10 protein-coding genes and 1 tRNA gene are annotated in these 12,409 nt (G+C 56.2%); 1 reads left to right on the plus strand and 10 read right to left on the minus strand.

Features of this window, described 5'->3' with window-relative positions; genetic code table 11:
• Positions 1-65: 65 nt before the first annotated feature.
• The 9 genes from LB462_RS30450 to LB462_RS30490 all read right to left on the minus strand — a co-directional run bounded on the left by LB462_RS30450 (position 66) and on the right by LB462_RS30490 (position 10,796).
• Positions 66-536 carry a YbaK/EbsC family protein gene (locus tag LB462_RS30450; RefSeq protein ID WP_224515784.1) on the minus strand — a complete coding sequence of 157 codons (471 nt, stop codon included), beginning with the start codon at positions 534-536 and terminating at the stop codon, positions 66-68.
• Entirely contained in the window at positions 533-1,342 is an 810-nt protein-coding gene (locus LB462_RS30455; RefSeq protein WP_224515786.1) for an MBL fold metallo-hydrolase, read from the minus strand. Before LB462_RS30455 ends, LB462_RS30450 begins: the two co-directional genes overlap by 4 nt.
• Positions 1,335-2,135 carry a TatD family hydrolase gene (locus tag LB462_RS30460; protein ID WP_224515789.1) on the minus strand — a complete coding sequence of 267 codons (801 nt, stop codon included), beginning with the start codon at positions 2,133-2,135 and terminating at the stop codon, positions 1,335-1,337. The genes LB462_RS30455 and LB462_RS30460 overlap by 8 nt, the downstream gene beginning before the upstream one ends.
• Before the next feature lie 4 nt (positions 2,136-2,139).
• Positions 2,140-3,699: a methionine--tRNA ligase gene (gene metG, locus LB462_RS30465; protein WP_224515807.1), complete on the minus strand. Its 1,560-nt coding sequence runs from the start codon at positions 3,697-3,699 to the stop codon at positions 2,140-2,142.
• Between the two features lie 83 nt (positions 3,700-3,782).
• Complete coding sequence (locus LB462_RS30470) at positions 3,783-4,841, minus strand: DNA polymerase III subunit delta' (protein WP_224515790.1); 1,059 nt, start codon at positions 4,839-4,841, stop codon at positions 3,783-3,785.
• Positions 4,838-5,509, minus strand: coding sequence for a dTMP kinase (gene tmk, locus LB462_RS30475; RefSeq protein WP_224515799.1), 672 nt, complete (start codon positions 5,507-5,509; stop codon positions 4,838-4,840). The genes LB462_RS30470 and tmk overlap by 4 nt, the downstream gene beginning before the upstream one ends.
• Before the next feature lie 86 nt (positions 5,510-5,595).
• On the minus strand, positions 5,596-6,732 hold the full coding sequence (locus LB462_RS30480) for a D-alanyl-D-alanine carboxypeptidase family protein (RefSeq protein ID WP_370637356.1): 1,137 nt from the start codon (positions 6,730-6,732) through the stop codon (positions 5,596-5,598).
• A 61-nt stretch (positions 6,733-6,793) separates the two neighbouring features.
• Positions 6,794-8,047 (minus strand): septal ring lytic transglycosylase RlpA family protein, encoded by a 1,254-nt coding sequence (locus LB462_RS31355; protein WP_304610464.1) that lies wholly within the window; start codon positions 8,045-8,047, stop codon positions 6,794-6,796.
• Between the two features lie 301 nt (positions 8,048-8,348).
• Positions 8,349-10,796 (minus strand): mechanosensitive ion channel domain-containing protein, encoded by a 2,448-nt coding sequence (locus tag LB462_RS30490; RefSeq protein WP_224515803.1) that lies wholly within the window; start codon positions 10,794-10,796, stop codon positions 8,349-8,351.
• A gap of 244 nt (positions 10,797-11,040) precedes the next feature.
• On the opposite strand from LB462_RS30490, the gene LB462_RS30495 reads away from it, so the two are divergent.
• Positions 11,041-11,130: transfer RNA gene (locus LB462_RS30495), tRNA-Ser, on the plus strand.
• 355 nt (positions 11,131-11,485) lie between these two features.
• On the opposite strand, the gene LB462_RS30500 is transcribed toward LB462_RS30495, so the two are convergent.
• Positions 11,486-11,797 (minus strand): hypothetical protein, encoded by a 312-nt coding sequence (locus LB462_RS30500; protein ID WP_224515805.1) that lies wholly within the window; start codon positions 11,795-11,797, stop codon positions 11,486-11,488.
• Positions 11,798-12,409: the final 612 nt, after the last annotated feature.

The raw sequence follows: 12,409 nt of genomic DNA on the forward strand, positions 1-12,409 counted from the left end.
CTCATGGGTTCCAAAGATCACATAAGATAGATTATGGAACTGCTTAGTGTGGGCAAACAGGCAATTCAGCCTGCAATATCGACGATTTGCGCCTTTGCGGCTCTGGCCAATGCCTTTGGCTCGCTCGGGAAAACGAAGTTGGTTCCCCCGGCTGCAGCCCACACCACATCGAACTGCATCAGGCTTTCATCGGCATAAGTCTTGATGTCGATCAGATGTCCCAATGGTGAAACGCCGCCAATGGCAAAGCCTGTTTCCTTGCGGATATATTTGGGATCAGCCCTATACAATGCCTCGCCGGTCAGCCTGGCAGCTTTGGCGAGATCAAGCTTGCGTGGACCCGAAACGAGAAACAGATAAAGGTTTTGCGTATCAGCGCCTTGAAAAATCAAGGATTTGACGATCTGCGCCACGGTGACGCCGCACTGGATTGCCGCATCTTCAGCCGTATGGGTCGAATCGGACATTTGGCGAATTTCGATATCAAGACCCGCCGCATGCGCCGCCTGGCGGACACGCTCGACACTTTTGCTCATAGCTCGACCTCGAATGACAAACCATCATAGGCCGGCTCGACGTTGTCCGGCGTCTCGCGCAGCACAGTTCCATAATCCAGCGGTATGTGCATATGGGTCAAAATCGCTCGACGCGGCTTGAGCTTTCCAATCCATTCGATTGATTCATTTAATGAAAAATGGCTTGGGTGTGTTCTATACTGCAGCGCATCGATGACCAGTGTATCGAGATCGAAGAGTTGTGCTGCAGTGGTATCGGGAAACGCACTGACATCCGAGCAGTAGGCCACATCGGCAATCCGGAACCCCAGCGAAAGAATGTCGCCATGGATCTGCGGCAGCGGCAGAAAGCGTATCGCGCCGCCTGGCCCGTCAATCTCGAAGGCTTCGTGATGAATGATCTCGTGCGGTCGCAGGATTGGTGGATAACTCGAGCCTTCCGGGGTTTTGAAGCAATAGCCAAAACCTTCCATCAGGCGCCGCTGTGTCATCGCATCGGCATAGATATCCACCAGATCGCGGCGATCGATGACGAATGTGCGCAGATCGTCCAGACCGTGGATATGGTCAGCATGGGCATGCGTATAAACAACCGCGTCGAGCTTTCCGGAACCGAAATCGATCATTTGTGAGCGAAAATCCGGTCCCGTGTCGATTATCACGGTCGTCACACCGCCATGATGCGCGATACGTTCCACCAGCATGGCTGCACGCCGTCGCTTGTTTTTCGGCTCGCTCGGATCGCAACTGCCCCAATCGCCATTGATACGTGGTGTGCCCGGAGACGAGCCGCAACCAAGAATGGTGAAGCGCAAGCGATCAGGCATTTGTGGTTCCAGCGCTTGGCCTTGGCATCTTGGTGAACAGGCGGAATACGTTGTCGGTTGTTATTTTGCCGATCTCGTCTTCACTGACGCCAATGGTGTTAGCCAGTACAGCCGCCGTATGCCGAACAAAGCTTGGCTCGTTGCGATGGCCGCGATGCGGCATCGGCGCAAGATATGGCGCATCTGTCTCGACCAGGAGCCGATCTCGCGGCACGTTTTTGGCGATTTCACGTATCTCAAGCGAGTTCTTGAATGTCAAAATGCCCGAGAACGACACATAGCCGCCGAGGTCTACACCCACTCGCGCCAGTTCCGCACCGGACGAAAAGCAGTGCAAAATGAAGGGGAAGGCGCCCTTCCCTGTTTCTTCCGTCAGAATGGAAATCATATCATCGTCGGCAGCACGGGCGTGAATGACCAGTGGCAAGCCCGTGGCGCGGGAAGCGGCAATATGTGTGCGAAAGCCCTGCGCCTGCGCTTCCGGAGGCGCATAGTCGTAATGATAATCAAGTCCGGCTTCGCCGATAGCGACCACCTTCGGATGCTCCGACAAGCGGATCAGGTCGTCCGCCGTCACATCGAGCTCTTCATGCGCATTGTTGGGGTGCGTTCCAACCGATGCGTAGACACTGTCATACTGCTCCGCGATCTTTATGATATCGCCAAAGCGTCGGACGCGTGTGCAAATCGTTACCAGCCGCGTGATGTTATAATCCAGCGCCCGCTGAACGATGGCATCCCGTTCCTCGGTAAAATCCGCAAAATCCAGGTGGCAATGACTATCGACAAGCATGGAACTAGTCTGCTTTTTCTGCTTCGACGTAGCGCGGGAAGATCGGCTGCGGTGCCGGGAGATCAGTGCCAGGTATCAATTCGCTGGCTTTCAGATCGACAAAGTCTCGCTTATCTGCCGGCACAGCAAGAATATCGAGCAGCTTGGCGGCTGATCCCGGTATGAATGGCTGACAAAGAATGCCAACACGGCGGATGACTTCCGCCGTGACATAGAGAACCGTTTCCATGCGTGCCGGATCGGTTTTCTTAAGCGCCCACGGCTCCTGTGCGGCGAAATAACGATTGGCTTCGGCCACGACACCGAAGATCGCTGCCAGCGCCTGATGGAGTGCTTGGCTGGCAACCGCCTTGCGAGCGGTATCGAGCGCCGCCACGGCCTGATCGAGAATAGCCTTATCCGCGTCAGTTAACGTACCAGGCTGTGGAACCTTGGCATCGCAGTTCTTTGCGATCATCGACAATGAACGCTGCGCCAGATTTCCGAGGTCATTGGCGAGGTCGGCGTTCGTCCGGTTGACGATGGCCTCATGGCTATAGTTGCCATCCTGACCGAACGGGATTTCCCGCAGCAGGAAATAGCGCAATTGATCGAGGCCGTAATGCTCCACCAAAGCAGTCGGATCGATGACGTTGCCAACCGATTTCGACATTTTCTCGCCGCGGTTGAACACAAAGCCATGGCCGAAAACGCGCTTCGGCAGTTCGATACCAGCGGACCATAGAAAGGCTGGCCAATAGACTGAATGGAAGCGGATAATATCCTTGCCGATGATATGAACGTCAGCAGGCCAATAGCGCCAACGTTCGGCCTTTTCATCGGGATAGCCCGCGGCGGTGATATAATTCGTCAGCGCATCGACCCAGACATACATGACATGTTTTTCATCGCCGGGAACAGGAATGCCCCAATCGAATGTCGTGCGCGATACAGACAGGTCCCTGAGACCTGATTTGACGAAGGAAACCACCTCGTTGCGCCGCTCATCCGGACCAATGAAACCCGGATTGTCTGCATAAAGCTTCAGCAAGCGGTCCTGATACGCCGACAGGCGGAAGAAATAGCTCTCTTCCTCAATCCATTCCACAGGCGTTCCCTGCGGACCATAGCGCACATTGTCGGCACGCAGCTCCGTCTCTTCTTCCTGGTAATAGGCTTCATCGCGCACGGAATACCATCCGGCGTAACCACCTTTGTAGATATCGCCTGCATCAGCCATCTTCTGCCAGATAGCCTGCGACGATTTGTAATGCCGCTCTTCGGTTGTGCGAATGAAATCATCATAGGAAGCATTCAAAAGATGCCCCATGTCGCGGAAAAGCTTGGCATTTCTGTCCGCAAGTTCGCGTGGCGTAATGCCCTCTTTGCGCGCAGTCTGCAGCATCTTGATGCCATGTTCGTCCGTGCCACTCAGGAACAGAACGTCCTTGCCGTCATGGCGATTGAAGCGCGCGATCGCATCGGTCGCGATAAGCTCATAGGCATGGCCGATGTGCGGGCTTCCGTTCGGATAGGAAATGGCAGTTGTGATGTAAAATGTTTCGCGGCTCATGCGTGACCTGATTTCGTCTTTGGTTTGGGCATCTTGGGAAAAAACGTCTGGCTGACATAACGCAAGTCGGACCTGATTGCCATACCGGCAGACCTCTATCTGCCCGATAGCGCGCGGTGCATTCTCTCGAGGAAAATAAGAACAGTCTGCTTGCGGTCGAGATTGAAAGCGGCGGCTTCCCTCGCCTCGTTCTGCATGTCCTGCCAGATACCGGACCAGCGGTTCGCCTGTGAAACGTCGCTCTGCTCTGCGCTGAGCCGCGCCTTCACTGCAATGCGCCCCAGAAGATCATCGAGAAAAAGATCGTACTGGATCTCGGCGTCGCGTCCCGACAGCGCCGTTGCCAACGCCTGGGCTTTGGGCACGTCGAACACAGGATTTCTCAGGATAGCATCGGTTGCCCCCGAGATTTCCAGCCCGCCAAATGCCAGCAACAATGCAGCTTTCCGAACGCTGCCGTCCGCATGGGCGATGAGCGAATCCGCATCGGGCAATTGTTCGGTATCGAGATTGATTGCCGAGAGAGCAGCGAGCAGGTCCTGGCGTTCAAGCGGTTCAAAACGGATCGACTGGCAGCGTGAGCGGATTGTCGGTAATAACCGGCCGGAAGAATGCGAGATCAGAATGAACAAGGTTCGCTGCGGCGGCTCCTCAAGAGTCTTCAGTAACGCATTGGCCGCATTGCGGTTCATGTCATCTGCAGGATCAACAACGACGATGCGCCACGCGCCGTCATGGGAGGTACGGTTGAGGAAGTGCGCGACCCGCCTGATTTCATCAACCGTGATGCCGGTCTTGAACTTGCCCGTCTTGGCATCTATCGGGCGGCTGATATGCAGCACGGACAGATGTGTTCCGCTTGCGAGCTGCCGATAAGGCGCAACGGTAAAATTCGGCTCAGCAAGCGCCAGCGGTGCCTCGCGTTCCGCAGGATATCTCAACATGTGACCGGCAAGATGGAACGCCAAAGTTGCCTTGCCGACACCCTGCGGACCCTCGAGCAATAATGCGTGGTGCATCTGCCCAGACTGATAGGACTGCGCGAGAAAAGACCTTATCCCGGCGTGACCGAACAATGCGGGATTGGCCGAAGGTGCAGGAACACCATCGATGGTATCGTGGGTTGCCGGCACGTCGAGGGTGGTGTCGCTCATTTCGCTACCTCGATGCCTTGCTTCGTCTTCAGGCCACGGCTGGTCTTCAACCGATCGACCAGTGCGGCGATGTCAGCTGCAATCTCATCAGCCGAACGATTTGCAGCAATCACCTTGCAGCGCTCGGGTTCTGCGGTCGCGATGGCGAGATAGGCGTCACGGCGCTTGCGGTGCAGATCGATCGTTTCCTTTTCGAAGCGGTCTGCAGTCCCTGCCCCACGCCGTGCATGGGCGCGTTGCAGACCGACCTCGGCCGGCAGGTCAAGGATGATCGTCATATCCGGCATGAGGCCGTTAATGGCGGCGCGTTCGATAGCGCGCATCAAATCCGGATCGAGATTGCCGGTCACACCCTGATAGACGCGGCTGGAGTCGATGTAGCGGTCGCAAAGCACCATCTGGCCGGCCTTCAGTGCTTGACGTATAACTTGCTCCACATGGTCGTTGCGCGCCGCGGCAAACAGCAAGGCTTCCATGGCCGGGCCGAAAGGTTCGGCGGCGCCGCTCAATATGACATGACGCACGGCTTCCGCACCCGGCGAACCGCCTGGCTCGCGCGTTACGAGCACATCATCGCCATCGGCGCGCAAATGATCCGCTAACAGGCCAATCTGTGTGGACTTGCCCGCGCCCTCGCCGCCCTCAAATGTTATGAATAGTCCTTGCACGCTATCAGCTGTCTTTCGATGCGGAGTCACTGTCTATTGCAGATGGTTCTAGCGCTCGCAAAAGAAAAGGTCGAGGCGGGATTGTCTTAGAAATCGAGGCGCCGGACCCAACCTGTCGTCAATTCGAATACCGCGTCGAGCGAACGTTTTTTCAGATCACCACTCTCAATTGCCTCTGCCGTATAGACCGGCGTTTCCTGGACGAGTGCATCGCCGATCCATATCCGCAATGTGCCGACCGGTTGATCGGCCTTCAGCGGTGCCACCAATGGCCCTTGATAGACCACGTGCGCCTTCAGACGGTCGCGATTGGCCACTGGGATGAGAATGCTGATTTTCTCATGCGCTTTAAGAGCGACAGCTGATTTGATCCCGCCAAACACACTGGCTTCACCAACGATTTCACCCTCAGCGAAGACGTCAGCCTCCTCGAAGGCCTGATAGGCCCATTCGAAGATGCGCTTGGCCTCTTCGGCGCGTTCCTTATCGCTGGCAAGGCCGCTCAGCGCAACGATATAACGCCGTCCATTCCGCTCCGTAGCGCCGACAATACCATAGCCGGATTGCTCAGTGTAGCCGGTACCCATCCCGTCGGCGCCGATATCGAGGCGCAGCAGTGGGTTGCGATTGCGCTGGAAGATATTATTCCAGGTGAAACTATCCTGCGCATAGGTCCGGTAATATTCGGGATATTCGTGTTTGATGTGGCGCGCCAAAGTGACGAGATCTGTCAGCGAAACCCTTTGCTTCGGATCAGGTAGCCCGGTCGAGTTGGTGAAGGTTGAGCTCTTCAGGCCAATTTCCTTCGCCCGGACGTTCATAATCTCGGCGAATTTCTGTTCCGAGCCGGCAATGCCCTCTGCGAGGATAATACAGCCATCATTGGCCGATTGGACGATAACCCCCTGGATCAAGTCGCCAACGCTGATGTAGGACTTCAGCTTGGCAAACATGGTCGAACCGCCCGATGGCGCGCCGCCTGTTCGCCAGGCATTCTCGCTCACCATGTATTGTGTCGATGGCGTGATCTCGCCTGTCTTGAGCGCGTGGAATACCACTTCCATGGTCATCAACTTGGCAAGCGCGGCCGGCTCGATCAGTGTGTCAGGTGATTTTGCATAGAGGATCGTGCCGGTCTGGTCCTCGACCATCAACGCCTGCTTGGCCTTGGTATCAAACAGCGCATCCTGGGCGTTCGTCCCGCCAGCTGAAGCGAGAGCCATGGCCGCGCCAAGAGCAAGAATACGAAGTGGCGCAGTCAGAGAACGTCCAAGCCGTTCGATATCAATTGCCGTCATCACGGACGACGAATGCATCGACGGCACCAGCCTTCCACGCCGCCTGAAGCAGAGTGTCGGCGTTCTTTCCAGCGCTTGCCCGCGCGATCACGGCAATACGAGGCCCTTCGGGGCTGGCAATTTCAGACAGTTCCACCTTGCCAAGCGGGCCAAGCGCGGACATCACTCGTCGGGCTTCTGCTTTGTTGGCAAACAGGCCGACATCGATATATTCGCCCGATCCACCAGGGGCCTGCGGCATGTCGCTCATACCCTTCCATGCAGTCGAAACAGCCTCTGGCGAAAGCAGGCTGTTTGCGGCCTGCACGGTGCTGTTCGCACTTGCGACGCGCTCACTGGCGTAGGAACTGATGAATGGAGACACCTGCTTGCCGCCCTTGAGCGAGCCAATCAGGATCGTTGGCTTGTCATCAATATAGGGCCCGATCAGCGGTAGAACCGGAACGATATCCATGTTGAAGGAAAGTCCTGAATCGTCCACCGGAGCCATAGCCTGCTGTGGTGCTGCGAGCTGAGCCGCCTGATCGTTTAGCGACATCGCTTGGCCGCCGAGGCTCGCCACCTGGATACCGGCTGGCTTAGGCAGCGCCATGCCTGGAATGGCGGCAGGTGTATGCTGCGTAGGCGTCGGCCCATTCATGGCGATCATCACGCCCGAAGCTGGCTGCCCAATCGGATCCGGTGCGCCGGGACCGCGGTAGGAAGCCATCAGGAAATTATCATCGCGCCCTTCCAGCGGTGCACGCCCGACATATTCGACCTTCACATTGGCTGTGCCAGTATCATGATAGTCGAGGACCTGCGCTGCACGTTGTGAAAGATCGATCAGGCGATTGCTATGGTAGGGGCCGCGATCATTGACGCGGACGATAACCGAACTGCCATTGGTCAGGTTTGTAACACGGGCGTAACTTGGCAAAGGCATTGTCGGATGCGCGGCCGAGAGGTGGTTCATATCATACACTTCGCCATTGGCAGTCAGGCGGCCATGGAAGGCGGAACCATACCAGGAGGCCCTGCCCTTGCGGACATAACCTGGCTCTTCCCTCGGGTAATACCATTTACCTGCAACCTGATAGGGCCGGCCAGTCTGGTTGCGCCCCCCGCCGCGTGGCATGTTGCGGAAATCGGTGACGACGCGTGGACTCGCCTTCACACCATATTCTGCTTCGGCGAAATATTCCTTGCCATGGGTTCGCTTGGCGACTTTGACCTGCGGAGACGATGCACAGGCTGCCATCAGGGCGCCCACTGCAACTACTCCCACAACGCGAAAAGCTTTGGCTTTTGACAATGCAAACCGCCGGCCGCACGGGCCGCCCCCAAGGATTTTGTAATTTGATAAACAGATCAGAATGCTGGCGCAACCCCGAGACCCATCATGGCAGCTGCACCAAGTGTATAAATGCCACCGATAGATTGATACCAGCTTAACAATATCTGGCCGCGGCTCTCTATTATCGCGTTCTTAAACGCCACCAGCGGTATGCGTTTGGGGTTGGTTCACTTTTTGTGTTCGACGGACTCATACTATGAGTTGTTCAGTGTTTGATCTTCTTTGTTTCACCGGCGAGCTTGTCTCTTACCCGGTCGGTCAGCATCTCGACAATGGACTCGGCATCCTCGAGATGCAGATTCACATCCCGTTGCGGGTAAGGGATCTCGATCCCCTCCTCGGCAAAACGGTCGATCAATGTGAAGCGGATTTCGTTTTGAACAGTGCCGGAGTTGGATAGATCCGCGAGATGGACGCGCATCTCGAATTGCATGACTGACTCGCTGATTGCACTGAACGCGACAAACGGTTCCGGGTTCTTCAAAACAAGTGGATGACCGCGGGCAATCTCCATCAGAATGGCATGCACACGGCGGGGGTCGACCTTATGCGAAACACCGATCGGGATATCGACGCGGCCGAGTTTGTTGCGATGCGTCCAGTTGCCGACACTGCCATTGATGAAGGATGAGTTTGGAATGATGAGGGACTGGCGCTGGAAGGTTTCGACCTCCGTTGCCCGAACGCTGATCTTCTTGACAATACCGCCGACGCCGCCGGTTTCGATCCAGTCGCCGACCTTGAAGGGACGTTCTGCGAGCAAGATAAGACCCGAAACAAAGTTCGAGACGATCGCCTGCATGCCGAAACCGATACCAAGCGACAGACCGCCCGCAACCAGTGCCAGACTGGAAAGGTTGATGCCGGCCGCCGAAATGCCGATGACGCCTGCAATGCCGAGGCCAAGGTAGCCAACAGCGGTGCGGATCGAATTGCGTACACCTGAATCGAGCCTGCCGCGTGCCATGACACGATTGTCGAGCCAGCCCTGGAACCAGCGCGTAAATCCGTAGAACAGCGCGAACAACAGAACGCCGATTGCAATCGAAACCAGTGAAATATTAACCGAACCAATCTGGAAGCCTGTCGCGATTGCTACGAACCAGGCCGACATTTCGCTCCATTGGAATCCCCACAGCAGGAGGATTATCGGAATACCCAGCGCTACAACGAAGATATTGATGACAATACTCAACACCAGACCGAGCTGGTCGAGGGCAGTCTCATCCAAACCAAAACGGGTCTGCACCGCCCGTCCAAGCTTGGTCCCTGTAAGTGCATTCTCGTCGGATACCGCGCGAGCCGTCAGGAAGCCCAGGTACATCGTGACGACCACGGCGCCATTGATAACAATCTGCTGCGACACGAAGCGTGCCAGTCCGATATAGCCGAGAAGCGCCGCGACGATGGGCACGAGACCGATCGCGTAGAGGAAAAGCCGCATGGCCCTTGGCCAAGGCTTGATATTCCCGGTTTCTTCGTCTTCCAGCGGCCTCAATGAGGCCATGGCAATGATGAGCAGACCCATCAGAACGGTAGCAAAGAGACTCTTCGCGACGGTCAATGACAATGGCGAACCAGCGATCTGATTGACCGTATCGGCGATGTAGTCGAGCCCGGTGATCGTTGCTGTGGCCGTGATCAATACCATCAGGATACGGCCTGGCCGCGGCGCTATGCGCACCAGACGCCAGTTTGGTGCACCCGGACAGATCACCGCCTGCGCAAGGGCGTGAACAAAATACACGATGCCGATGACGCAAAAAAGCATATAGATAAGTGCTGCAATATCTGGTCGCAACACGTTGAAATAGTTAAGAAATAAGTATGTTGTGACAAGGAAGACGACCACCGTCAACGATCGCATGAGCGTCGACCAAAACGCGACAGCGAGACGGCTGAGATAGGATGGCGATTCAATAGTCGCGTCACGCAGATAGAGATGGCCGAGTGTCCGCTGACCACCTATCAGCAAAACGAGCGCTGCAATCGCGGCAAAAAAGGCAGCGGCCAGCATGGATTGCCATTTGAAGGAAACGACGAAGCGCCACCAGGATGTAACCACCTGATTCATCGTTCGTATTTCCTGGCCGTATGCGTCGGCGACTTCGCTACCGAGCGAATAATTGATGTTGACGCGCTGCGAAAGCGTGTTGGTGAACAGTTCGCGCCGTGCATCCACCGTTCGCTCAATCATCCGGTTAGCCGCGATTAACTGATCCTCGGTCTCGCCCAGGACGGCATTGATTTCGGCTTTCTCGGTCGTCAGCTTCGCCCGCTCATCGGTGACGATCTGCGCTTCCGGTGGCTGGCCTTGGGCTGGTGGAGGACCGAGCTGATCCAGCCGCGAATTGATCTCCGTGACACGCGGTCTGAACGATACGCCGATGTCCAACAGTTTTTTGGCGCTGGCCTCCAGATTGAGGCGCAGATCCGCCAATGCTGCGTCGGTATCGGCCTTCTCCATTTGTTGGGCATAGTCTGCGATTTGCTTCTTCACGGCATCGATTGCAGGCCGCTGTTCCGCAACAATGCCCGTGGCAGGAGCCGGCGCAGGCGCAGGCGTCTGCGCGGCAGTCGAATTTACCGCACCAGCGAGAATCAAAACCGTAGAAATCGCCAGAAGTATCTGCCGGACGGAGGAAGGAATCACGGGGTCAAATCCATGTAAAAACAGTTTTCAGGGCACGATTGCCCGTTCATATCGGCACAATCAAGGCATTTTACGTTTTATAAGGCCAGACAGACTACCAGATTGGTAGTTTAAAATGCCGTTAGCTGGACACTGACGACGAGGTTGACGCCGCAATTCGAAAGGCTATATAGACCGCGCACAGCGTTCGTAGCATTCTTTTGGCCTTCGCCAAAACATTGGATATCAAACGTTTCAGCAGGTTGGAGGGGTGGCCGAGCGGTTTAAGGCACCGGTCTTGAAAACCGGCGTAGGTGAGAGCCTACCGTGGGTTCGAATCCCACCCCCTCCGCCAGCGGCTGCTGAGAGGGCAATCACTCTCTGATGCCGATCCAAACATACCCGGCAACTTTGGTGCTGCCGCCGTCGAAGCCGGCTTGGCAATCGGGACGGTGACGGGAGGCGCCCTGAGTGCGCCTATCCGCATCTTTGAGAGCACGGCGCGTCGATAGCACCGTACGTTCATGACTTCTTGTTTGTTCTGCCATCTGCCAACGCCTGCCCCGTGCGCGCCCCGGGGGCGGCCTTCCCGTTTACGGCCGCGGCAGATGCGGTCAAGAGCGCCTGCAAGGCAAGGAGTGCCCCGCTTTGGCTATGGGCTCGCAGTCTCTGAATGTCCTCTATCCGGGTTCGGACCGAACGAACCTGGACTATCTCCTTCCAATCCTGCGCACATCGACGACGCGGCCATTGCTTTGCCTGACGGCAATCTCGAACCGGGAATTTCCACGTAATGCGCGATAAATAAAGAACCGACCACGGCAATCCATGCGCCGTATGTTGCGGAAACCGCGATTGCGGAGCAACCTTTCGCCCTGGCTGCAGGTTATTCCCCTGCCTCTGTTGAGATTGGTGCCGATGGTGATGCTGACGGACTGGGCAATGGCGGCGGTGGGCAGCGCCACAGGCGTCATCAACAGGCTGAGAACAAGTCCCAGCGATACAAACAAATTCTTTCCCAAGCTTTCCTCCATGACGATTGGGTCAGAGCAACGGCTGTCCCGCCCTTGCCGTTAGTTCAATGGGATTAGGTCAGCACAGACAGAACACATGGCACAGTACGTAACGGTTACATACTGAATGATTGAAGATGTTCTGTAGTCCCTTACGTCCAATACTCCCAACCGTCATGTCTTGAATGTCGCGAGTGTTGTGGACGGATCAACCAATTCTGCGTAAGTCGACGACCCTGCCGTTGTGGCGATTGACTGCGATTTCAAAACGGCGGCCTGCCTGCCATGCCCGATAGACAAAGAACCGCCCACGGCAATCGACACGCCAAACATCGTGAAAGCCACGTTGTCTCAACCGATTGGCACCTAACTCGCAAACGATTGGACGCCCCCTATTCAGGCTTGTCCCAACGGTAAGAGCAGGCGGCGCGGCGTTGGCGATATCGAGCCCAATGACAGATGACAGCATAACACAAAGGTATAGTGCCCTGATGAAAGACCTTGGCATGCCTATCTCTCTGGAAAGGACCTCGCTACCGGAAAATTAGCCCATCCGGCTACTGCTGTGACGTGCGCGGAATCCCGAATCTTCGCTTTGAGTGTATTTAGCGGTGCCCTCGG

Origin of the sequence: Phyllobacterium chamaecytisi, assembly GCF_020164455.1 — a bacterium.
Lineage (GTDB): Bacteria > Pseudomonadota > Alphaproteobacteria > Rhizobiales > Rhizobiaceae > Phyllobacterium > Phyllobacterium chamaecytisi.